The organism is Acidovorax sp. FG60 (genome assembly GCF_057808995.1).
On sequence record NZ_JBMDJC010000004.1, the window covers coordinates 209584 to 233305 of the forward strand.

Genomic DNA, 23722 nt, shown 5'->3' on the forward strand with positions numbered 1-23722 from the left:
CCCAGCTAAGCCGGGGCAACCCCGGGGATTGCCTGCTTTTTCAAGCAACCACCGGTCTCCATCATCCCGCTGGGGGTGTAGCGGGCGCCTCTGGGGCGGGCACCGGGTGGGCACCCCGCAAGCGCCGCAGCATGCGACCAAACCACTGCCCCAGATCATCCACCCCCGTGAACACGGCGGGGATGACCAGCAGGCTCAGCAGCGTGGACGTGATCAGCCCGCCAATCACCGCCACCGCCATGGGCGAGCGGAAGCTGGCATCCGCCGCACCAATGCCCAGCGCGATTGGCATCATCCCCGCACCCATGGCCAGCGTGGTCATGATGATGGGCCGTGCGCGCTTGTGGCAAGCGTCGATCAGTGCCTCAAAGCGCGTCATGCCATGCTCGCGCCGCGCCAGGATGGCGTATTCCACCAGCAGGATGGAGTTCTTGGTGGCAATGCCCATAAGCATGATCAGCCCGATGAGCGAGGGCATCGAGAAGCTCTTTTGCGCGATCAGCAGGCCCACGAACGCCCCGCCTAGCGACAGCGGCAGCGCCGCCAGGATGGTGACCGGGTGGAGGAAGTCCTTGAACAGCAGCACCAGCACGATGTAGATGCACAACACCCCGGTCAGCATGGCCAGGCCGAAGCTGGCGAACAGCTCGCCCATCATTTCGGCATCGCCAATGGTGATCTGGCGCACGCCCGGCGGCAGGTTCTGGATGGAGGGCAGCGCTTCGACCGCCTTCGTCACGTCGCCCAGCGGCTGGCCTGACAGCTCGATCTCAAAGTTGACATTGCGCGCGCGGTCATACCGGTCCACCACGGCCGGTCCGCCGCTGAACTCGAGCGTGGCCACCTGGCCCAGCATCACTGGGCCTTTGCTGCCCGGCACCGACAGGCGCTCCAGCAGCGACAGGTCTTTGCGCGCGTCGTCCTGCAGCTTGACCACGATCGGCACCTGGCGCGAGGCCAGGTTGAGCTTGGGCAGCGACACGTCGTAGTCGCCCACGGTCGCAATGCGCAGCGTTTCGGCAATCGCGCTGCTGGTCACTCCCAGGTCGGCGGCGCGCGCAAAGTCCGGGCGCACCGCGATCTCGGAGCGCACCAGGCTGGCCGTGGACGAGATGCTGCCCAGGCCCGGGATGGTGCGCAGGTCCTTCTCGACCGCCAGCGCGGCCGAGGTCAGCGCCTGCGGGTCGTCGCCCGAGAGCACCAGCACGTACTTCTCGCCAGAGCCCCCCAGGCCCACCTTGCTGCGCACGCCCGGCAGCGTCTCCAGCGCTGCACGGATCTGGTTCTCGATGCCCTGCTTGCGCGGCCGGTCGCCGCGCTCGGCCAGCAAGATGGTGAGCGTGGCCTTGCGCGTTTCGGCATTGGCGCTGCCCATGAACGGATCGCCACCGGCCGAGCCCCCACCGATGGTGGTGTACACGCTTTGCACATGGTCCACCTTGGCGATGCGCTGGCGCGCATCCTCGGCCACGGCGCGGGTCTGGGCCAGCGTGGCGCCAGGTGGCAGCTCCAGGTAGACCTGGGTCTGCGAGTTGTCATCGGCCGGGATGAAGCCCGTGGGCAGCAGCGGGATCAGCGCCAGCGAACCGATGAAAAACGCTGCCGTGGCAATGAAGGTCATCCAGCGGTGTTTGATGCACCAGGCCGCCCAGCGCAGGTACACCGTCATCCAGCGCGGGTCCTTGTGCGTATCCACGATGGGTTTGAGGATGTAGGCCGCCATCATGGGTGTCAGCACCCGCGCCACCACCAGGCTGGCAAAGACCGCCAGCGACGCCGTCCAGCCGAACTGCTTGAAGAACTTGCCCGCAATGCCGCTCATGAACGCGGTTGGCAAAAACACCGCAATCAGTGTGAACGTGGTGGCCACCACGGCCAGGCCAATTTCGTCGGCCGCCTCCATGGCCGCCTGGTAGGGCGTCTTGCCCATGCGCAGGTGGCGCACGATGTTCTCCACTTCCACGATGGCGTCATCCACCAAAATGCCCACCACCAGCGACAGCGCCAGCAGCGTGATCACGTTGATCGAGAAGCCCAGCCAGTGCATGCCGATGAACGCGGGAATCACCGACAGCGGCAGCGCCACAGCCGACACGAACGTGGCGCGCCAGTCGCGCAAAAAGAGCCACACCACCAGCACGGCCAGCAACGCGCCTTCGTACAGCAGGTGCATGGAGCCGTCGTATTCCTCCTGCACAGGCTGCACAAAGTTGAAAGCTTCGGTGATCTCCAGATCGGGGTGCTGTGCGCGAATTTCCTTGAGGGCCGCCTGCACCGCAGAGCCGACTTCCACCTCGCTCGCGCCCTTGCTGCGCGCAACCTCGAAGCCCACCACCGGCTTGCCGTTGAGCAGGGCCATTGCGCGCGGCTCGGCAATCGTGTCTATCACCGTGGCCACCTGATCGAGCCGCACATGGCGGCCGTCGGACAGTGCCAGCGTGAGCCCTGCGAGCTCCTGCGCCGACTGCACCGTGGCCAGGGTGCGTACAGGCTGTTCGCTGCCGCCCAGGTCGGTGCGGCCACCGGCACTTTCGGTCTGCACCAGCCGCAGCTGGCGCGAGACATCGGCCGCCGTGGCGTTCAACGCCTGCAGCTTGACCGGGTCCAGCAACACATGCACCTCACGCTGCACACCGCCCACGCGGTTGACCGCGCCCACACCCCGCACCGTGAGCAGCTTCTTGGCCACGGCATCGTCCACAAACCAGGACAGCGCCTCGTCGTCCATGCGGGTGGAGGCGATGGTGAACGCCAGCACCGGCTGCGCGGCCAGGTCCATCTTGGTCACGATGGGGTCGCGCACGTCGCCAGGCAGGTCACCGCGCACGCGGGCCACGGCAGAGCGCACGTCGTCCAGCGCTTCCTGCGTAGGCTTTTCCAGGCGGAACTCGGCCGTGATGGTGGCGCCGCCGTCCTGCACCTTGGTGTAGATGTGTTTCAGGTCTTGCAGCGTGGCGATGCTGTTTTCAATCTTGCGCGCCACATCGTTTTCGAGCTGCGCGGGCGAGGCGCCGGGCAGCGCCACGGTCACGGAGATCGTGGGCAGGTCAATGTCCGGAAAGTTCTGCACCTTCATGGCGTTGAACGACAGCAGGCCGCCGAAGGTCAGCAGCACAAACAGCATCAGCGCCGGTATGGGGTTCTTGATCGACCAGGTGGATACATTCATGTCGAATGCTCCTCAATTGATAGCTGTTTGCGCTTTATTGGTAAGCGCTAGAGCCATTTTTTGCTTGAAATCCGGAGCTTGCGAGGTGCTGCTGGCGGGCGGCGTGCTCACCACCCGCACCAGGTCACCGTCGTTCAGGAAGCCAGCGCCACGCACCGCTACCGAGGCATTCGCGTCCAGACCCGAGAGCACCTCGACCCGGTCAGCCACGCGGCGGCCCGTCTGCACCTTGCGCATTTGCACACGCTGCTCGGCACCCACCACAAACACGTACGAGAAGCCGTCGCGCACCACCAGCGCCTCTTGTGGCACGGTGAGTGCATCGCTGGCGCCCAGCGCAAACTCGCCGCGCGCGAACATGCCCGCACGGAAGTCTGTGTTCAGGGGTAGATCAACGTACACCAGCGCATTGCGCGTCTGCGGGTCCACCGTCGGCGCAATCATGCGCACCGTACCCTCCGCCGTCGCGCCGCTGGCCGCCATCACGCTGACCTTGGCACCGGGCGCAATGCGGCGCAGCTCGGTGGACGTGACTTCGGCGCGCCATTCGAGGCGCCCCTTGCGCACCATGCGGAACAGCTCGGTGCCCGCGCCCACCACCGCGCCCACGGTGGCCGTGCGGGCCGAGATCACGCCGCTGTCGGGCGCCACCACCTGGGTGTACTTGAGACGCAACTGCTGTGCGTTCAGCGTGGCCTTGGCCGCCTCCACGCGAGCCTGCGCGGTCTTCTCGGCCGTGGTGTACTGCTGGATCTGCTGCTGGCTCAAGGCGCCCGTGGCCTGCAGCGAGCGGGCCCGGTCGGCATTGGCAGCGGCTTCGGCCGCATTGGCCTGGGCTTCGAGCAGGCTGGCGCGGACCTGGGCCACATCGGCCTGTACGGTTTCGGCAGAGAAAGTTGCCAGCACCTGGCCGGCCTTGACCACGTCGCCCACGTTCACACGCACGTCGGTCAGGCGCAGGCCGTTACTTTCGGCGCCAATGCTGGCCTCCTGCCAGGCGGCGATGTTGCCATTGGCCGCCAGGCGCAGCGGCACCGAGGTGCGCTGGGGTTGGGCCGTGCTCACGGTGAGCGCGGGGCGGGGCTGGCGGGCCTTGGGCTCATCGGCGGCGCGCGATGCGCTGGAGAACACCAGGGCGCCACCGGTGGCCAGCGCGCAGGCAGCGATGACGGCGAAGGCCGTGGGAGAAATCTTGAAACCTTGCGTTTGCATTGTGTGTATCCGTTCATCCAGTCGGTGTCAGGAGAAGGGGTGAGCGATCAGCCCACCCCCCCGGTTTTTTCATTCAGCGTGCGGCGGTAGCCGCAGCAGAAGGGGAGGCTGCCGTGGTGGTGGTCTGCCCGTCCCATCCACCGCCAGCGGCGCGGTACAGCGCAACCCAGGCGGCCTGGCGTTCATGCTGCAGCGCGATCAGCGCGTTCTCGGCCGCCAGGGATGTGCGCCGTGCGTCTTCCAGCTCCACCAGACTCGCCAGGCCGCCGCGCCAGCGCGCTTCGGTGGCATCGAAAGATGTGCGATAGCCCGCAGCCGCCGTTCGCGCGCTGGTGCTGCGCTCGGCCGTGCTCTGCAGCCGCACCAGCGCCTGTTCGACCTCGCTCACGGCCTGGCGCACCTTGGCGCGGTAGAGTGCGGCGGCTTCGTCATAGCGCGCCTGCGCCGCGTCCACCTGCGCGCCGCGCCGGCCACCATCGAACAGCGGCACGCTGAGCGCCAGCGGGCCGATGGTCCAGGTGTTCAGGTCGGTGGTCACGCCACCGCTGCGCACCCACGCCGTGCCCACCGAGCCGCTGAGAGACAGTCGCGGGTAACGCTGGGCCTGGGCGCTGCCCACTTCGGCACTGGCAGCGGCGACTTCGCGCTCGGCGTTGTACACATCAGGGCGCTGGGCCAGCACCTGGGCGGGCAGCGTGGCGATGGCGAACACGGTGTCGGGGGCTGTGGCGGCAGGCGTGGACAGGCGCGACCGCAGCGCCGGCTCCTCCCACCCGGTCAGTGCCACCAGGGTCTTGACCTCCACATCGCACTGCATGCGCTGCTGCGATGCACGCGCCTGCGCTTCGGCGGCACTGGCACGGGCCAGGGCAGCCGTGGCGGGCGCCGTGAAGCCGGCGCGTTCGCTAAGACCTGACAGGCGCGAGGTTTCGCCACGCGACTGCGCATCGCGCTCGGCCACGCGCAGCTGCTCCAGGCAGGTGCGCAGGCTGCTCGTCTGCTGCGCCACCTCGGCGGCCACGCTCACGCGCGCCTCGTGCCACAGCGCCTGTGCGCCCGCCAGCCGCTCGTCGGCAGCGGTCTTGGTCGCGCGGTTCGCACCAAAAAGGTCAATCTCCCAGCTCGCCTGCAGCCCGGCCTGCGCCGTGGTCGCGATGCCTGCAAGCTGTTCGTTGAAACCCCGGCTGGCGCTGGCCTGCGCATCGAGCGACGGCAGCAGCGCGGCGCGGCTGGCCACCTGCGTGGCCCGGGCCTGCGCAATGCGGGATTGGGCCTGCGCCACACCGGGGCTGACGGCCTGGGCCGCGTCGATCAACTCCACAAGCAGCGGGTCGCCCAGCTGCGTCCACCATCGGGTCAGATCCCCCAGCGAGCCATGGTGCGGCAAGGGCGCCTGCCACGCCACAGGCGGAGTGGTGGGCACTTGGGCGGGGGGCGCTGTGATGGCACAGGCGCCCAGGGCGAGGGGCAGGCAGGTGGCCCAGAAGAATCGGGTCTTGCTCAAAGTCATGCGTTGGATTCCTTGTGCGAATTCCGTGAAGTACTGCGGCGCGCGGGCTGTTGTGCGGCCTGCCGCCTGGCGATCTCGCCCTGCACCATGCTCAGGGCGTAACCGGTCAGCCGGTCCACCCATTCGTCCACAGCCCCAGACCCCGCCAGCTGCGGTGCAATAGCCTGCAGCGGGTCGCGCTGGGTCCACATCTGCATAACCAGCCCGGCCAGCGAGAAGGCGAGGCGATGCATGTCGTCGTCCGCTGCGGCCACGCCCATGTGGCGGCACAGCACCTCAACCAGGGCGAGGTGGGGGGCACGGCACTCGCGCTCGATGAGCTCGGGCCACACATGGGTGGGGTCCAGCAGCTCGCGCACATGCAAGCGCAGCGACTGGGTAACAAGGTCATCGTGCTTGAGCGGCTCCAGAAAGCCACCGAAGTAGGCGGCCAGCGCCTGCTGCAAGGTCAGCGCAGGGTCGGCAAACACCGGGATGAGGTCGCTGCCGCTGCCGAAGGGCTCGTAGAACGTGGCTGTGTAGAGGCGCGCCTTGTCGCCAAAATGGTAGGCGATCGCTGCCACGTTGGTGCCGGCGGCTTCGGCAATGGCACGCACCGAGGTCTGTGCAAAGCCCCGCTCGGAAAACAGCTGCAGCGCGGCGCGCAGCAGGCGCACGCGCGTGTCTTCTCCATCACTGCGGGCGGTGCGCTGGGCTGCGGGAATGAAATGGGCGCCGAAACTCATGGCACCGGATTACACACCAGAATTCAAACAACCGTTTGAATTAGCGATGCCACGCGGAAAATTCAGCCCGCAAAAATGCAACAAAACGTCACACCTTGGTGCGACTCAACCGAACACGGACCTCCACAGGGCCAGCACCGCATCGCGCTCGGCCTGCAGTGCGGGGGGGGCAACCTGGGTGGGCGCCTCGTCCAGGCGCGCCACGTGTTGCACGCGCCGCAGTTCGCGGTACGCATCCGCAGCCGCCACACCCACGCCAGGGGGCAACAGCCGCACCTGCTCGGCGCGCTGCAGCAGCGCGATGTTGCCCACATTGCCCACCAGCTCCGGGTGGTTTGCAGACTGCGAGAGCACCAGGTATTGAACGGCAAACTCCGCATCCACCATGCCGCCCGGACTGTGTTTCACATCGAACTGCCCGTCGCGCGTGGGGTGCGCTGCGCGCACACGCTCGCGCATGGCCACGATCTCCTCACGCAGGGCGGCAGCGTCGCGTTCGGAGGTGATGACAGCCTCGCGCACGGCATCGAAGCGCGCCTGCAAGGCCTCGCTGCCCATCACAAACCGCGCGCGTGTCATGGCCTGGTGCTCCCAGGTCCACGCGGTGTTGCTGCCCCGGCGCTGCTGGTAGTTGGCGTAGGCCTCGAAGCTCGTGACCAGCAGACCTGAGCTGCCATTGGGCCGCAACGCAGTGTCGATCTCATACAGATCGCCTTCACCCGTCTTCACTGTGAGCCAGTTGATGAGCTTGCGCACAAAGGCCGCATAGACCTCGGGGGCGCGTTCGTCGTCGTCATCGAACACAAAGACGATGTCCAGATCGCTGCCGTAGCCCAGTTCCTTGCCGCCCAGCTTGCCGTAGCCAATGATGGCGAATTGCGGGCTCTCGCGGTGGCGCGTCTTGAGCCGGCTCCAGCACCACTGGGCCGTGATGCGCAGCACGCTGTCGGCCAGGGCGGACAGGTCATCCGCCACCTGCTCGACGGTGATGCGCCGCTCCACGTCGCGCGCGAGGGTGCGGAAGGTTTCCGCGTGCTGGGCACGGCGCAGCAGGTTGAGCAAGGTTTCGTCATCGTCCTCGCCCGTGGACTGCAGCGACGCGAGCCGCACTGCCAGTTCGCGCTCGAAGTCGGCCACCACAAAACGTTCGGCGAGCAGCGAATCCCCCACCAGTTCATCGATGACGCCGGGGTGCTGCAGCAGGTAGCGGGCGGGCCATTTGGCCGCACCCAGGAGGTGCAGCAATTGCTCGTGCACAGAGGGGCGCTCCAGCAGCAGCGCCAGATAGCTCTCGCGGCGCAGCAGCGGCTCCAGCCAGTTGGCAAGGCGCAGGGCGGCCTCTTCGGTGACGCGGCCTTCCTTGAGCCACTGTGCGGTGCGTTGCACCAGCCGGAACAGGCGGGCACGGGCTTCGTCGCGCAGCCCCGCCACGCGCGGGTGGTTGCGCCATTCGGCAACGCGCTCGCGAAATCCGGGCGGCAACTGCTCCAGCAGCGTGTCGAATTCGGGGGGGGCTGCTGCCGCAGCGCGGGGGCCGCCACAGCCTCCGCCATTGCACTGCTTCTTGCCCGCCCCGCCCAGCAGGGTGTCGAATTCCTGGGCCACCAGTTCACGGTGTGCGTCCAGCTCGTGCAGGAAGGCGCAGCAATCGGGATACCCCAGGGTGTGCGCGATCCACGCAAGATCGTCATCGCGCGTGGGCAGCACATGGGTCTGCTGGTCATCCAGGTACTGGATGCGGTGCTCCACACGGCGCAAGAAGACGTAGGCCCGCGCGAGCGCATCAGCCGTTTCCTGCGGCATCAGACCCGCCTGGGACAGGCGTGTGAGCGCATCAAGCGTGGGGCGGCGGCGCAACTCGGGGAACTGGCCGCCCCGCACCACCTGCAGCAGCTGAACCGTGAACTCGATCTCACGAATGCCGCCGCGCGAGAGCTTGACGTCGTTGGCGCGCTCCGGGTGGCCCGCGCTGCGCTTGGCGGCATGGTCCCGGATCTGGCGGTGCAGCACCCGCAGCGCATCGAACACGCTGTAGTCCAGGTAGCGGCGGAACACAAAGGGCAGCACCACACCGCGCAGCGCCTGAACCTCAGGACTGGCAATGCAATCACGCGGTGCCACCACCCGGCTCTTGAGCCAGGCAAAACGCTCCCACTCGCGCCCATGCAGCTGCAGGTATTCCTCCAGCGCCGACAACGAGACCGAAGGCGGGCCAGAGTTGCCATTGGGCCGCAGCGCCAGGTCCACGCGGAACACAAATCCGTGTTCGGTGGTGTCGCCCACCAGGCTGTAGATGGCCTTGACCGCACGTGCAAAGTATTCGTGGTTCGAGATGCGCCCCCGGCCATCAGCCGTGCCCGCCGTTTCGCCATCGTGCTCGTACACGTAGATCAGGTCGATGTCGCTGGAGACGTTCAGTTCGCGGGCACCGAGCTTGCCCATGCCGATGATCCACAGCTGCACCGGCTGGCCGTCCGGCCCGCGCGGCGCGCCGTGGCGCTCGTCCAGCTCCTGGCGGGCGTGTTGGCTGGCCCTGTCCAGCGCCAGCTCGGCCAGCTCGGTGACCGCGCTGGTAATGTCCGCCAGCGGAGCCTGCGTCTCGCAGTCCATCTGGATCAGCCGCTCCATGACCAGCTGGCGCAGCACCCGGAGCGCGGTGCCCGTGTCACAACCGCGTGCGCGCAGCGCGTCGTAGGCCTGCTCCATGCTGGGCCACCGGGGAACACCGGGCGGCAGGAGCAGCAGGTCAGCCTCGTAGCGGCGATGCAGGCGCTGATAGAAACGCGAGTGCGCGGCCCCGTGAACAAAGGTCGCGGAGGGATTGCAGGGGAATTCAGGATACGGGATCGACATGGCAGCCGCAGCGCAACGCTGCGTACATAAGAACACTGGTTTGTAGTGAACCCGCGCTAAGCCTGCGGGTCATAATTCCTGCCACATTCAATCCCACCATGATCGATCCCACCACGCACCCCACCCGCCTGCTGAAAATTGTGGCAGGTCTCGCGCGGTGGTCGCTGGGCTTGCTGCTGGCCTTCTGGCTGCTGCTGACCATCGCGTGGGGGGCCCTTCATGGCTGGATTGTGCCGCGAATCGGTGATTTCCGCCCACAGCTGGAGGCGCATGCCGCACGGGCGCTGGGGGTTCCTGTCCAGATCGGTGCCATCGCGGCGCACACCGAAGGCCTGATCCCTTCCATTGAACTCTCGGATGTCACCCTGCTGGACGCTGCCGGCCGCTCTGCCCTGCGCCTTCCACGGGTGGTGGTGGCGCTGTCGCCGCGCTCCCTGCTCAAGGGCGGGTTCGAGCAGCTGTACATCGAAGAGCCCGAGCTGGATGTGCGCCGCACTGCCGACGGCCGCATCCAGGTGGCGGGTCTGGATTTCTCCCAGCAGCAGGGCGAGGACAACGCCGCCGCCGACTGGCTGTTTTCACAGGGCGAGGTGTTCATCCGAGGTGGCACGGTGCGCTGGACCGATGAGCAGCGCGGCGCCCCGGAGCTTGCGCTGGAGAAGGTGGACCTGCTCTTGCGCAACGGCAACTGGCACCATCACATGCGGCTGGATGCCACGCCGCCCGAAGCCTGGGGAGACCGCTTCACGGTGACGGGGCTGTTCCGCGCCCCCTTGCTGCGCGCGCGCGACGGCAACTGGAAACACTGGAATGGGCAGGTCTTCGCCGACTTTTCCCGGGTGGACGTCTCGCGGCTGCGCCACCATGCCGATGTGGGCGTGGACATCGCACAGGGCCGGGGCGCGCTGCGAGCCTGGGCCGATGTGCAGCGCGGGCAGATTGTGGGCGGCACAGCCGACCTGGCGCTGGCCGATGTCAATGCCACACTGGGTGCAGGCTTACAGGCGCTGGTGCTGCCGTCCATTCAGGGGCGGCTGGGTGGGCGCCGACTGAACGGGGGGTTCGAATTCTCGACCCAGGCGCTGCAATTCAAGACGGACGATGGTCTCACCTGGCCCGGAGGCAACGTCCGGCTTGTGCACACGGCAGCGGCCGGCAAGGCCCCCGCGCAAGGCGAGTTCCGCGCCGACCGCCTGGACCTGGCTGCCCTGGCGCAGGTCGCCAGCCGCCTGCCCCTGGGCGCCACGGCACATGAGGCCGTGCGCACCTATTCACCCCACGGGCTCGTGGACGAAATCCAGGCCACCTGGAAAGGCCCTCTCGAAAACCTGCAGCAGTATCAGGTACGCGGGCGCATTCGCGGATTGGCGCTGGCAGGCGACACTCCCGCCAGCGCTTCCACCCAACTGGGCCTGCGGGGTGCCACGGTGGACATCGACATGACCCAGGCGGGCGGCAAGGCAGCGCTGACCATTGCCTCCGGCGCGCTGGTGCTGCCCGGCGTGTTCGAAGACCCGGTGCTGCCGCTGGACCGGCTCAGCGCCGATGTGCGCTGGCAACTCGATGGCGACCGCATCGCCGTGCAGGCCACCGACGTGCAGTTTGCCAATGCCGACGCCCAGGGCGAGGCCCGGGCCACCTGGCATACCAGCGATGCGGGCAAGGTGGCACACCGCTCTCGCTTTCCGGGGGTGCTGGACCTCACAGGCACCCTGAACCGGGCGGACGGGACCCGTGTGCACCGCTACCTGCCGCTGTCCATCCCCCAGGAGTCGCGCCACTATGTGCGCGACGCCGTGGTGGCGGGCAGCGCGAGCAACGTGCAGTTCCGCGTCAAGGGGGATCTGCACCACCTGCCTTTCGACGACCCCAAACAAGGCGAATTTCGCATCGCAGCCCGCGTGAAGGATGTCACCTACGCCTACGTCCCCACGCAGCTGCAACCGGCCAATACGTTGCCGTGGCCTGCATTGACGGAGCTGGCGGGGGAGCTGATCTTTGAACGCTCCTCCATGCAGGTGCGCGGCGCCAGTGGCAGTTTTGCGGGACGCCCGGGCCTGCGCCTGTCGAAGGTGGACGCCAAGATTCCAGACCTCTCCCATACCGTGGTGGGTGTCAGTGCCGATGCCCGGGGGCCGCTGACCGAGCTGCTCACGCTCATGAACACGTCGCCTTTGGGCCGGATGACCGGCAATGCACTGGAGCAAGCCAGCGGCACCGGCAACGCAGATTTCAAGTTGCGCCTGACCTTGCCGATCAGCGACATCGAAAAATCCAAGGTCCAGGGCAGCGTCACGCTGGCGGGCAACGAACTGCGCATTACCCCCGACACCCCGACGCTGAGCCGGGTGCGGGGCGTGGTGCAGTTCACCGAAGGCGGTTTTTCGCTCAATACCGTGCAGGCCCAGGCACTGGGCGGCGCTGTCCGGCTGGAGGGCGGCATGCGCGCTCTGCCCTCCAATGCCCCGGCCACCGAATCGGCCGTGCAGCTTCGCGCACAGGGCACCGCCACGGCCGAAGGGCTGCAGCAGGCATCACAGCTGGGCATGCTCTCGCAGCTGGCGCGCCGCGCCACGGGCAGCACCGCGTATTCCATGGCGCTCGCGTTTCGCCGTGGCGTGCCGGAGGTGCAGGTCACCACCAGCCTGCAGGGGCTGGCGCTGGCGCTGCCCGCCCCGCTGGGCAAGACGGCCGAAAGCAGCCTGCCAATGCGGTTTGAAACCCAGGTGGCCCGCGAATCGCTGGTGGGCCTTACGCAGGCTGGAAATGGCACCGACGCCCCGCCTTTGCGCGATCAGATCACGCTGGACCTGGGCGCACTGGGCTCGGCCACTTACATTCGGGATCTGGGCGGGCCCCAGGCCCGGGTGCTGCGCGGTGCCATCGGCATCGGCCTGTCGGGCGGGGAATCCGCCCCGGTGCCCGCGCAGGGTGTGGCGGCCAACATCAGCCAGGGCAAGCTCGATGTGGATGCCTGGGAAGACGTGCTGACCCAGGCAACCGGCAGCGAACCCGCTGCACGCCCCGCAACCGCACCCGGATCGCCAGGCTCAACGGGGACGCCCAGCACGGCGCAGGACTACCTGCCCACCACACTGGCCTTGCGCGCCCGCGAACTCACGTTGCAGGGTCGCACCCTGCACAACATCGTGGCCGGCGCGCTGCGGGACGGCACCACCTGGCGTGCCAACCTCGACGCCACGGAACTCAACGGCTATCTGGAATACCGCCAGCCAGGCGGCGCCGAACACCCCAACGGGCGCCTGTTTGCGCGGCTCTCGCGCGTGAACATGCCCCAGAGCGACGTCACCCAGGTCGAGGCCCTGCTGGACGAGCAGCCCGGCGCACTGCCCGCGCTGGACATTGTGGTGGATGACTTTGAACTGCGCGGCAAACGCCTCGGGCGTGTGGAAATAGAAGCGCAGAACCGGGGCGGAGATGGCACGCAGCGCGAATGGCGCCTCTCCAAATTCAATATCCTCGCGCCCGAGGCGAACTTCACAGCCAACGGCAACTGGGCGGTGCTGAACACCGCAGGGGTGGGGCCCCGCACACCGGAGCGGCGCACGGTGCTCAACTTCAAGTTGGACATCCGCGACTCGGGCGACCTGCTGGGCCGCATGGGCATGGCCAATGTGGTCCGGCGTGGCAAGGGCCGCATGGAAGGGCAGGTGGCCTGGATCGGCGCGCCGTTCAGCCCTGACTACCGCAGCATGACCGGGCAGATCAACCTGAACGTGGAGTCCGGCCAGTTTCTCAAGGCTGACCCAGGCCTGGCCAAGCTGCTGGGCGTGCTGAGCCTGCAATCGCTGCCACGCCGCCTGACGCTCGACTTCCGCGATGTGTTCAGCGAGGGTTTTGCGTTCGACTTTGTCCGGGGCGATGTGCGCATCGAGCAGGGCGTGGCCACCACGAACAATCTGCAGATGAAGGGCGTCAACGCCGCCGTGCTGATGGAGGGCAGCGCCAACATCGACCAGGAAACCCAGGACCTGCGCGTGGTGGTGGTGCCCGAGATCAACGCCATGACCGCGTCCCTGGTGGCCACAGCCATCAACCCGGTCATTGGGCTGGGCAGCTTCCTGGCCCAGGTATTTCTGCGCGGCCCGCTGATCGAGGCGGCCACGCAGGAGTTCCGCATCGATGGCACCTGGACGGACCCCCGCGTGGTGCGCGTGGCCCGCCGCAACCGCGAGGCAGGCCCTGCAACCGGCACGCCCACACGCCCCAGCGCACCCCGCACCGGAGAACCGTCATGATGAAAGTTGCTGCGATCCAGATGGTGTCCTGCACCCGGCCCGACGACAACCTGCGCGCTGCGCGCTCCCTGCTGGAGCAGGCCGCCAGCGCAGGTGCCGAGCTGGCGGTGCTGCCCGAATACTTCTGCGTGATGGGCCACAAGGACACCGACAAGCTCGCCCTGCGCGAAGCACCGGGCGAGGGCCGTATCCAGCACTTTCTGGCCAGCGCGGCACGCGAGCTGCAGATGTGGATTGTGGGGGGCACCTTGCCGCTGGTGGCCACCACACCCGACCGGGTGCGCAACACCACCCTGGTGTTCAACCCCGCTGGCGACTGCGTGGCACGCTACGACAAGATTCATCTTTTCTACTTTGACAACGGGCGCGAGCAGTTCCACGAAGGCCGGGTCATCGAAGCGGGTAACACCCCCGTGCAGTTCGAGCTGCCATCGCGCGACGGCCACTGCTGGCGCGTGGGCCTCTCGGTGTGCTATGACCTGCGCTTTCCCGAGCTGTACCGCGCCCACGCCAGCGCGGGTGCAGACCTGCTGCTCGTGCCCAGCGCGTTCACCCACACCACCGGCCAGGCGCACTGGGAGCTGCTGCTGCGCGCCCGCGCCGTGGAAAACCTGGCGTATGTGCTGGCGCCGGCACAGGGCGGTGTGCACGAAAATGGGCGGCACACCTGGGGCCACAGCATGCTGGTGGACCCCTGGGGCACCGTGCTCGCCCAGCAGGACCAACTGGCGGGCGTGGTGTCGGGTGTGGTGGACCCGCAGCGCCTGCGCGACATTCGCCTGCAGTTGCCCGCCTTGTCGCACCGCGTCCTGTGAAGATCCCGCAGCAGCGCACACTCTTCAGACGCTGGCGCGGCGCATGGCGGCGCTGGTCGCTGTGGACCCTGCTGGTAGCCCTGGTGATCTCCATGCTCGCCACCATGGTGTGGCTTGCGGGGCGCTACGAGGCCAGTCAGGTGCAGTCGCGCCTGGAGCGTGACACGGCCGACGCGGTGTCCGACATCCGCGTGGCGCTTACGCGCAACCTGCAAAGCCTGCAGGCCCTGCACGCGGGCGACCCGGGCCAGCTGGCCTGGGAGGTCGATGCAGCCGAGCTGCTGCGCAACCGGCGGGAACTCGTGCGCATCGAGTGGCGCGATGCCGACCTGCGGGTACGCACCCATGCCCAGTCGCCCTACCGCCCCGTGGCCTGGGACGCCCGGCTGCGCGAGGGTAACCAGTCCGACGCCGCCATTGCCTGTGCCAACGCACGCCGCCTGAGCAGCCCAGCCTATTCAAGCAGCTACTTTCAGCCCCACGGCGACGGGCTGGGCTCGGAGATGATGGAGCTGTGCCTGCCGCTCACCTCGGGCGGGCGCAGCACGGGTTTCCTGGTGGTCACGTATTCGCTGCAGGACGTGCTGATCAACCTGGTGGCGCACAACCTCACCCGCAGCCAGGAGGCCTCGTTCACCGAGGCCGACGGCACCCGGCTGGCCGTGCTGGGCGCCGCGCGCCGCGGCTCGCGCATGTTCACGGCCACGCACCTGCTCGATCTACCTGGCAGCACCCTGGTGCTGCGCATGGACACCTGGCACAGCGCGCCCAGCCTGTTCCCCAACGTGCTGACCGCGCTGGTCACCGCCATGTCGATTGCGCTGGTCACCGTGATGGTGGTGCTGGTGCGCGACAACCGCAGGCGCCTGCGCGCCGAGCGCGACCTGGCCGACGCGCTGGCGTTTCGCAAGGCCATGGAGGACTCGCTGGTCACAGGCCTGCGCGCCCGCGATCTGGAAGGCCGCATCACCTATGTCAACCCGGCCTTCTGCGCCATGGTGGGGTTCAGCGCGCCGGAGCTGCTGGGCCAAAGCGTGACCGCGCCCTACTGGCCCCCCGAGCGGGTGGAGGAGTATCGCCAGCGCCAGGCCATCCGCTTTGCGGGCACCATGCCGCCGCGCGAGGGTTTCGAATCCGAATTCATGCGCAAGGACGGCACCCGCTTCCCTGTGCTGATCATCGAGGCCCCGCTCATCAACGCCCAGGGCCTGCACACGGGCTGGATGAGCGCGTTCCTCGACATCAGCGAGCAGCGGCGGGTGGAAGAGCTGTCGCGGGCGTCACAAGAGCGGCTGCAGGCCACCGCCCGCCTGGCCACCGTCGGCGAAATGGCCTCGCTGCTGAGCCACGAACTCAATCAGCCCCTGGCCGCCATTTCCAGCTATGCCACCGGCTCCATCAACCTGCTGGAGGCGCCCACACCGGCAGAGCAGGGCGCAGGCGCAGCTGCCCATGCCGAGCAGCTGCAGGATGTGCGCATGGCCATGCAACATATTGCGCGGCAAGCCGAACGCGCAGGCAAAGTGATCAAGAGCGTCCACGACTTTGTGCGCCGCCGCGACCAGGCGCGCGAAGCGGTGTACGCGCAGCAGTTGCTCGATGCCATCCTGCCGCTGGTGAGCCTGCAGGCACGCAAGCTGGGGGTGCGCGTGAACACCTCGCTGGAGCCCCACCTGCCCCCCGTGTTGTGCGACCGCACCATGGTCGAGCAGGTGCTGCTCAACCTGGCGCGCAATGCCATGCAGGCCATGGACGACCCCGCCCTACCCACGCGCATTCTGGACATTCGGGTGCGGCGTGCGGCGTCAAACCAGCACAGCGGCTGGATCGAGTTTGCGGTGACCGACTTGGGATCGGGCATTCCCCAGGACGTAGCCGAAAGGCTTTTCACCCCGTTTTTCACCACCCGCCCCGAGGGCATGGGTCTGGGGCTGAGCATGTGCCGCACGGTGATCGAGCAGCATGGCGGTTTTCTCGGATTTGCGCCCCATGAACCGCGTGGTACGGTGTTTACCTTCACGCTACCAGCAACAAGCCCCTGAGCGACTACGTCGCTTCCCCTTCTCGCGCGGCTACGCGCGGGAAGGGGAACGCCGCCAGCGCGGCGGGGCGGCCCTTGCTCGGCGGCCCCCGCCCAGGCCGTGCCAGTTGCCGCGACTGCGCGTAACCGACAATCCACCAGATAACCGAGTTGAACCATGGAGCCCACCACCAACGCCACCGTGTACATCGTGGACGACGACGCCAGCGTGCGCGAAGCGCTGGCGTGGCTGTTGCGTTCGCGCAGGCTATTCAGCGAGTCCTTTGAGAGTGCCGAGGCCTTTGACGCCATGCTCTCAAGCCGGCCCGCGCAGCGCCAGCCCTGCTGCCTGCTGCTGGACGTGCGCATGCCCGGCATGAGCGGCCTGGCGCTGTTCGACCTGCTGGCGGTGCGCGGTGACCTGGCCACCATGCCGGTGATCTTCCTGACCGGCCACGCGGACGTGCCCACTGCCGTGGACACCGTCAAGCGGGGCGCGTTTGATTTCTGCGAAAAGCCGTTTTCCGACAACGCGCTGGTAGACCGTGTTGAGCAGGCGCTGGCCAAATCGGCCGAGCGCCTGGCGCAACTGCGTGAGCGCAGCGACCTGCAGGTGCGCCTGCGCGATCTGACGGACCGCGAGCGCGATGTGATGGACCTCGTGGTAGCGGGCCTGCCCAACAAGCTGATTGCTGACCAGCTCGATATCAGCGTACGCACGGTGGAGGTGCACCGCTCACGCGTGTTCGACAAGATGCAGGTCAAGTCGGCCGTGGAGCTGGCCAACCTGCTGCGCACAGAGAAGTAGGGCTCTGCGCGCCCTCCCCACGCCCTCTCGGGCGTGGTTGCTTACCCGCGTGGGCGCTCGCCCACAAAGATCTCCACGCGCCGATTGCGCGCCCGGCCGTCGGCCGACTCGTTCGTGGCGATGGGATACCGCTCCCCCATTCCATCGATGGCGATGCGGCGCCCGTCCACGCCCCGCCCCGTGAGATAGCTGCGCGTGCTGGCAGCGCGGTCCATCGAGAGCGGGTTGTTGATGGCGTCGCTGCCGGTGTTGTCGGTGTGGCCCACGATGCGGACATCGGTGTTGGGATTGTTGCGCAGCCCGGCTGCGAACTGATCGAGCACGGGCGCGAAATTGGGCTGGATGTCCGAACGGCCCACGGCAAACGAAATGTCGCTGGGGATGTTGAGCATGAGCTGGTTGTCGGCCGTTTGCGTCACGCCGATGCCGGTGCCTCGCGTGGCCTGCTCCATCTCGCGCTTCTGGCGCTCCATGTTCTGCGACCAGATGTAGGTGCCCAGGGCCCCCACACCGGCACCTACCACTGCCCCGGTGCCAGCGCTGCCACCGGTGGCCGAGCCGATGACGGCGCCTGCCAGCGCGCCCACGCCGGCCCCGGTGGCGGTACGGCGCTGGGTGTCGTCCATGCTGGCACAACCAGTGGCCAGAACGATGACGGCGGTGGCGCCGAGAAGAATGTGTTTGCGCATGGTGGTGCTCCTTGAAAGATTCAACGGAGCTGGGCGCTTCGGGACTTCCGATCGCGTGCCGCATGGCCTGTGGTGGGCCTAGGCATCGGGTGCGCCCAGCTCATCGCCATCGTGGCTGCAGCCGGGCCGGGGCACCATCGGCACAGCGGCACCCTGGCTGTAGGACGAAGCCGCCTGGGCCCGCTGCCCGCGCGCAGGCAAGGTCATTGCGCCGGAGGTGGTGGGGGAGCAGCCTCGGGGGATGCCGCTGGCGGTGGTGGCAAAGGCTCCTGCGGCGGCGGCTGCAGCTCGCCACCCTTGCGGCCCGAGAACATCGTCCACCAGACGATGGCCACCAGCAACACCAGCGCCAGCAGCGCTTCAAGCAAAATCAGCCCCATGAAATTGACACTCCTGCGCGTTGCTTTGACGGCGCTGATTGTAGGAACGCTGGCCGCCTGCTCCACGCCCCCTGCCCCAAGCCCCTCCCGCCCCGGGGCCATCCCCGCGCCACCACCGCCCAGCACCGTGGTGCTGCCCGGCGACACCGGCCCGCTGCCGCCACCGATGTCACAGCCCAAAAGCCGCTGGATTCCCGTGCGCTGGGCCGAGCTGCCGGGCTTTTCCGACGATGCGTTGCACGAGGCCTGGAACGCCTGGATCAAGAGCTGCGAACGCCCCCAGCCCCCCTTCACCGCGCTGTGCAGCGAAGTGCGCCAGCTCAGCATTGCCACCGCCGACGAGCAACGCGCGTGGCTCATCGCCCGCCTGCAGCCCTACCGCGTTGAAGCAACCGACGGCAACCCTGAAGGCCTGCTCACCGCGTACTACGAGCCGATGATGGAGGCCACCCGCCAGCCAGGCAATGGGTTTACCGTGCCCATCTACCGCGTACCGACCAGCCTTGGGGCCCGCAAGCCCTGGTACACGCGCCAGCAGATCGAGACCCTGCCGGAAGCGCAGGCCGCGCTGGCGGGCCGCGCCATCGCCTGGCTGCGCGACCCAGTGGAATCGATGGTGCTGCACATCCAGGGCTCGGGCCGCCTGCGCATCGCCGAGGCAGACGGCACGGTGTCGCTGGTGCGCGTGGCTTACGCGGGCACCAACGACCAGCCCTACCAGAGCATCGGCCGCTGGCTGCTCGACCAGGGCTACACCCGCGACGCCACCTGGCCCGGCATCCGCGCCTGGCTGGCCGCCAACCCCCTGCGCACCAACGAGCTGATGTGGACCAACCCGCGCTATGTGTTCTTTCGCGAGGAGCCTCTGAACCCGCTGGACGCGGGCTTCGGCCCGCGCGGCGCCCAGGGTGTACCGCTCACCCCCGGCCGCTCCATCGCCGTGGACCGCCAGAGCATCCCGTACGGCACACCCGTCTGGCTGGCCTCCAGCGGCCCGCAGGTACAGCTCAACCGCATGGTGATGGCGCAGGACACGGGCAGCGCCATCCTGGGGGCGGTGCGTGCAGACTTCTTCACGGGCTGGGGCCCGGAAGCGGGCGACATCGCCGGGCGCCTGAAGCAGAACCTGCGTCTGTGGGCGTTGTGGCCCCGATGATTGTTGGATGACTTTGGCCGCCAGCGCCTATTCAGCAAGCGCCAATAGCTATTAGATTAATAGCAAACTCTCAACCCCTCTGCGAACCTACGCCCAGTGGTTGGCCGCCGGATTCACGGGCACGGCGCCCTTGCCGCTTCGGTTTCCACCCGCTGGGCCGCAGCCGCCGCCGCGAACGCCATGGCTGGGGGCACGGTCACAGTGCGCAGTTGATCGCCCGTGATGCGGTACTCGTACTCGCGCGTCGAGCCCACCATCTCCGTCCTGAAAGTGCTGCCCGCCATGGTGGCCGCATACACCTGGGAGCGGACGACCTGGTAACGGTACGTGGTAGTGGCTGTCCCGCTGGCGGTCTTACAGGTCGATTCGAACTGATCTTCCTTGAACTGCAGGGTGCAGCGGCCGGAGGTGTCTTCGGCCTTTTCGCCATCGGGGGTGGTCAGCACGATTTTGGTGGCGCGCCAGCAGCCGAGCAGGGCTGGGTCGGAGGCGGCGTGGACGCAGGGGACGATACACAGGAAAGAAAGCAGCAGGCGGGAGCGCGCGAGGAGATTCATAGGTTCATCTCACCCCATACAGAACAAGAACCAAGACCGACGCTGCGGCAAATGCGGCCCACGAGATCACGGTATATCTCGCGCCGATCTGGCCGTGCTTGGCCAACGACCAGATCTTCGTGATGTCATACGGGATACCGCGCGCGGCGCAATAGATAGCGGGGGCGAGAACCCCGTTCCCCAGCACGATCAAATACGCGAGTGGAAGCAGCGGATGCACTTGGTAGAGCATCTGAAAAATGAAGGTCATGGGCCGGGATTTTCAACCGAGTCGCACTGGCCGGGGGCGTTCAGCCCGAAGGGCGGGGTGAGGCGAGCCACAATGCTACAAAATTTATAGCTTATAGCGCTTGCCCCACAAGCGCTAGCGACCAAAAACATCTCAAATCGCACAAAACCCAGCCCACGGCCCAACGCCCACCTTGTCCCCCTCGGCGGCGCATCCCCCATAAAGCCCCAGCGTGTGGCCCCGCTGCGCCACGTCATACAGCCATCACCCGATAAAGCACAGCAGGTATTCCGTCCGGGCTTCCTCGCGGATGCGTTCCACAAACCGAACGGACTGGCTGATGCCATGCAGCAATGGCCAGCCCCACATGCCCCGGAGCAGGATGGTGAAACCGATGGAGTTTTTGTGACGCGTTGTAAGAGGCACTCGCGGAACGAAGCAACGCCGCCGCCCGCATCGACGCGCGTGCGGAGGTTGTAAACCCTCCTGTGAATGGCCATACCTGCGGGCCAAGTGCATTTACAGATGACTACAAAGTCAACGGCACCACTACCAGATTGGCCCTTGAGAATCTGCGCTCGTCTTCGGCAGGTAGTGGCTCTCTGGGCGACCAACGGCTTATCGCCGCCGTAACCCTTCAGCCAGCCAAGAATCGCGCGAAGCGCACGGATGGCACAAAGCCGCCGCTTTTGACAGCGGAGTGCAGGGGCGCCGAACCTGCCAGGCCTGCGTCGGCATGGGCTTCATTGCGGTGCCATGGTGGCGTCATGGCGATGGCAGTTGTTCTGTTCCAGCGCCGAAGACAGGGAGGAGGTCTGTGCCCCAGCACAGATCGTGTTTGTTATTAACAATGAGAGGATCGCACCATGCGACAAGGTATTTTGAAGAGTGTTTTGGGAATGAGCTTGGGCCTGGCGATGGCCACGGGTGTGCATGCAGAGCTGCTCAACATCAGCACGATTGCGGTGCAATCGCAGAACACGCTGACAGCGGCGTGCACGATTGTGGGCGCAGGTGGGAAAACGTTGCCGGACGGCAGCAAAGTGTTCGTCGTCCTGGCAGAAGGCATGGCTGCCGATTCCAACCCCACGCTGGTGATCCGATTCAGCGACAACTCCACCGGGAGCAACGACGACTGGAATTCCACATCTATCGACGCTAGCGGCAAACCCATCCGGACGAATACTGCAGGATGGCTGGGCCGCAACCCAGGGCGCGAAAGTGATGCTGGCACAGTGGTCGCGGCGATTCCAGGCGAATGGTTTTGTGTGACTTCGCGTGAAGTTTCCGGCGGCGATGCGCTTCGTCCGGTGGCGATCTCCGTGACCGACGTCACGGCAAAGGCGGCGAGCGCGAAGTCTGCAGCCGTGGGCGCAGATGCGGGCTTGCGTTCCGATATCTGGGCCGGTTCGCCCGACTGATCCAACAGCCGCTCATTGGCTTCGGGGCGTTGCACGCTCCTATTGAAAGGGAACACCATCGTGTGTTCCCTTTTTTTCGGGCTACCGCATTGTCTGCACCAGCGGCATGTGCGGGTGATTCATAGCTACCCGGGGAGGCCCCTCATTGCTCCACCGTCCACCGCGTCACGCGCGGCGGCGCATCGCCCACATGGAAGGCCAGCTTGCGGTCGCGCAGCGCCACATCCGAGGCGGTCACGCGGTCAAAGCGGCGCAGGTGCTCCGTCCACGACTCGTCCTCGATGCGCTCCACATACCGCGCGGGCTGGCTGATGTCGTGCAGCAGCTGCCAGCCCAGGGCGCCCTGGCGCAGGCGGCTGCGGCGGCTTTCCTGCATCACGGCGCGGAATTCGGCGGCGCGCGCGGGGTCGACGAAGTATTCGATGGTGACCACCAGGTGCCCTGATCCGGGCGGTGTGTCGGCCACGGGCGCCTTGAAGGCGCGCGAGGGGCTCAGGTCTTCCTCCATGCTGCGGTCGGCCACCAGGCGCTGCACCAGCAGCATGGCCACCACGCCGGTGGCGGCGGCAATGCCCAGGCTCACATGCACATCGGTGAGCGTGGCCACCTGGCCCCACACGGCGGCGCCCAGCGCGGTGGAGCCCATGATGGCCATCTGGTAGATGGACATGCCACGCGCGCGCACCCAGTTGGGCAGCGCGAGCTGGGCAGACACCGACAGCGAGTTGGCCGTGGTGATCCACGCCATGCCCGCCACGAACATCGCGGGCACGGCCACGTACACATTGGGTGCCACGGCCATCACGCCCGTGGCAGCGGCCTGCAGCGCCGTGCCGCGTATCACCAGCACATCGCGCGCCATGGCCTGGCGCAGGCGCGGCAAGAACATGGCCGCCGTGATGGCGCCCGCGCCCATGCTGGCCAGCAGCAGCGTGAAGGTGCCCGCGCCGCCGCCTTCGAGCCCCTTGGCCAGCAACGGCAGCAAGGCCAGCAGCGCGGTGGCGTGCAAAAAGAAGACGGAGATGCGCCACAACACGGCGCGCATGCGCGGCGACTGGCGCACAAACTGCAGGCCCACACGCATGGCGCTGGTCAGCTTTTCGCGCCCCAGCGGGCTGGGCGTGTGCACCCGCTTCCAGCGCATGATGACCAGGCCCGAGACGATGGACAGCACGGCGTTGAGCACAAACACCCAGGCGCTGCCCGCGCTGGCGATGATGGCGCCCGCCAGCAGCGGGCCGATGATGCGCGAGGCGTTCATGGCCACGCCGTTGAGCGCCAGCGCCGCAGGCAGCTGCGGGCGGCTGACCAGCTCGGGCACGATGGCCGCGAACACCGGCCAGCGCATGGCCAGGCCGATGCCGTTGGCAAAGGTGAGCGCCAGCAGCAGCAGCGCCGTCATGCCGCCGGCCATGACGAACACGCACAGCACCAGTGCCACGGCCGCCACCCAGAACTGCGTGGCGATGAAGTAGCGGCGCCGGTCCAGAATGTCGGCCAGCGCGCCGCTGGGCAGGCCCAGCAGGAACACGGGCAGCGTGGAAGCGGTCTGCACCAGCGCCACCAGCACGGGCGAGGTGGTGAGCGTGGTCATGAGCCAGGCGGCCGCCACGTCGTTCATCCACATGCAGGTGTTGGCCGCCACCCAGGTGAGCCAGAGCATGCGGAACACGGGCACCGACAACGGCGCAAACGGTGAGAGCGAGGCCGCCTGGTTCAGCGCCGCGCTGTCCCCCAACTGGGCGGCAACGGACTCTTCGGTGCCATGCGCCAGATCCGCACGCGCGGCACGGTCTGCAGCCGCATCGCTTTGCGGCGGGGCGCCCGGGCTCAGGTCCGGGGCATCAGGGGAGGGCGGGGGCGCAACGCTGCGCGTGCTTTCGTGGGACGGCAATGGCGGCATGTCTGCGCATTGTGCG

Annotated in this window: 18 protein-coding genes; 6 read left to right on the top strand and 12 right to left on the bottom strand. The window is 67.4% G+C overall.

Annotation, left to right across the window (positions count from 1 at the left end):
• Positions 1-61 precede the first annotated feature (61 nt).
• The 5 genes from ACODS0_RS08155 to glnE all read right to left on the bottom strand — a co-directional run bounded on the left by ACODS0_RS08155 (position 62) and on the right by glnE (position 9469).
• Positions 62-3169: an efflux RND transporter permease subunit gene (locus ACODS0_RS08155; protein ID WP_488834154.1), complete on the bottom strand. Its 3108-nt coding sequence runs from the start codon at positions 3167-3169 to the stop codon at positions 62-64.
• A 12-nt stretch (positions 3170-3181) separates the two neighbouring features.
• The gene (locus ACODS0_RS08160) at positions 3182-4381 is read right to left on the bottom strand and encodes an efflux RND transporter periplasmic adaptor subunit (protein ID WP_488834157.1); all 1200 of its coding nucleotides are present in this window, start codon (positions 4379-4381) and stop codon (positions 3182-3184) included.
• Positions 4382-4454: 73 nt separating this feature from the next.
• Complete coding sequence (locus tag ACODS0_RS08165) at positions 4455-5891, bottom strand: efflux transporter outer membrane subunit (RefSeq protein ID WP_488834159.1); 1437 nt, start codon at positions 5889-5891, stop codon at positions 4455-4457.
• On the bottom strand, positions 5888-6616 hold the full coding sequence (locus ACODS0_RS08170; protein ID WP_488834161.1) for a TetR/AcrR family transcriptional regulator: 729 nt from the start codon (positions 6614-6616) through the stop codon (positions 5888-5890). The genes ACODS0_RS08165 and ACODS0_RS08170 overlap by 4 nt, the downstream gene beginning before the upstream one ends.
• 105 nt (positions 6617-6721) lie before the next feature.
• The gene (gene glnE, locus ACODS0_RS08175) at positions 6722-9469 is read right to left on the bottom strand and encodes a bifunctional [glutamate--ammonia ligase]-adenylyl-L-tyrosine phosphorylase/[glutamate--ammonia-ligase] adenylyltransferase (RefSeq protein WP_488834163.1); all 2748 of its coding nucleotides are present in this window, start codon (positions 9467-9469) and stop codon (positions 6722-6724) included.
• Positions 9470-9567: 98 nt separating this feature from the next.
• On the opposite strand from glnE, the gene ACODS0_RS08180 reads away from it, so the two are divergent.
• The 4 genes from ACODS0_RS08180 (at position 9568) to ACODS0_RS08195 (ending at position 17371) form a co-directional block, all read left to right on the top strand.
• On the top strand, positions 9568-13728 hold the full coding sequence (locus ACODS0_RS08180) for a YhdP family protein (protein ID WP_488834164.1): 4161 nt from the start codon (positions 9568-9570) through the stop codon (positions 13726-13728).
• Positions 13728-14543 (top strand): carbon-nitrogen hydrolase family protein, encoded by an 816-nt coding sequence (locus tag ACODS0_RS08185; protein ID WP_488834368.1) that lies wholly within the window; start codon positions 13728-13730, stop codon positions 14541-14543. Before ACODS0_RS08180 ends, ACODS0_RS08185 begins: the two co-directional genes overlap by 1 nt.
• On the top strand, positions 14540-16585 hold the full coding sequence (locus tag ACODS0_RS08190) for a two-component system sensor histidine kinase NtrB (RefSeq protein ID WP_488834167.1): 2046 nt from the start codon (positions 14540-14542) through the stop codon (positions 16583-16585). Before ACODS0_RS08185 ends, ACODS0_RS08190 begins: the two co-directional genes overlap by 4 nt.
• 156 nt (positions 16586-16741) lie before the next feature.
• Positions 16742-17371, top strand: a complete 630-nt coding sequence (locus ACODS0_RS08195; RefSeq protein WP_055394714.1) for a response regulator transcription factor — start codon at positions 16742-16744, stop codon at positions 17369-17371.
• 41 nt (positions 17372-17412) lie between these two features.
• On the opposite strand, the gene ACODS0_RS08200 is transcribed toward ACODS0_RS08195, so the two are convergent.
• The 3 genes from ACODS0_RS08200 to ACODS0_RS08210 all read right to left on the bottom strand — a co-directional run bounded on the left by ACODS0_RS08200 (position 17413) and on the right by ACODS0_RS08210 (position 18440).
• The gene (locus tag ACODS0_RS08200) at positions 17413-18060 is read right to left on the bottom strand and encodes a YiaD family glycine zipper/OmpA-like lipoprotein (RefSeq protein ID WP_055394716.1); all 648 of its coding nucleotides are present in this window, start codon (positions 18058-18060) and stop codon (positions 17413-17415) included.
• A 78-nt stretch (positions 18061-18138) separates the two neighbouring features.
• Positions 18139-18267, bottom strand: coding sequence for a hypothetical protein (locus ACODS0_RS08205; RefSeq protein WP_487256038.1), 129 nt, complete (start codon positions 18265-18267; stop codon positions 18139-18141).
• A complete protein-coding gene (locus ACODS0_RS08210) occupies positions 18264-18440 on the bottom strand; it encodes a hypothetical protein (protein ID WP_176885330.1) in 177 nt (58 codons plus the stop codon). The genes ACODS0_RS08205 and ACODS0_RS08210 overlap by 4 nt, the downstream gene beginning before the upstream one ends.
• Here ACODS0_RS08210 and mltA point away from each other — a divergent pair.
• Positions 18373-19596: a murein transglycosylase A gene (gene mltA / locus ACODS0_RS08215; RefSeq protein WP_488834369.1), complete on the top strand. Its 1224-nt coding sequence runs from the start codon at positions 18373-18375 to the stop codon at positions 19594-19596. The genes ACODS0_RS08210 and mltA overlap by 68 nt on opposite strands.
• A gap of 113 nt (positions 19597-19709) precedes the next feature.
• Here mltA and ACODS0_RS08220 read toward each other — a convergent pair whose 3' ends face one another.
• The 3 genes from ACODS0_RS08220 to ACODS0_RS08230 form a co-directional block, all read right to left on the bottom strand.
• The gene (locus ACODS0_RS08220) at positions 19710-20153 is read right to left on the bottom strand and encodes a hypothetical protein (RefSeq protein WP_488834173.1); all 444 of its coding nucleotides are present in this window, start codon (positions 20151-20153) and stop codon (positions 19710-19712) included.
• 4 nt (positions 20154-20157) lie between these two features.
• A complete protein-coding gene (locus ACODS0_RS08225; RefSeq protein WP_055402226.1) occupies positions 20158-20403 on the bottom strand; it encodes a hypothetical protein in 246 nt (81 codons plus the stop codon).
• Positions 20404-21019: 616 nt separating this feature from the next.
• Positions 21020-21151, bottom strand: a complete 132-nt coding sequence (locus ACODS0_RS08230) for a hypothetical protein (protein WP_255424243.1) — start codon at positions 21149-21151, stop codon at positions 21020-21022.
• A gap of 97 nt (positions 21152-21248) precedes the next feature.
• Between ACODS0_RS08230 and ACODS0_RS08235 the strand changes: the two genes are divergently transcribed.
• Positions 21249-21803, top strand: coding sequence for a hypothetical protein (locus ACODS0_RS08235; protein WP_147433274.1), 555 nt, complete (start codon positions 21249-21251; stop codon positions 21801-21803).
• Between the two features lie 142 nt (positions 21804-21945).
• Here ACODS0_RS08235 and ACODS0_RS08240 read toward each other — a convergent pair whose 3' ends face one another.
• Entirely contained in the window at positions 21946-23706 is a 1761-nt protein-coding gene (locus ACODS0_RS08240) for an MFS transporter (RefSeq protein WP_488834178.1), read from the bottom strand.
• Between the last annotated feature and the right edge of the window lie 16 nt (positions 23707-23722).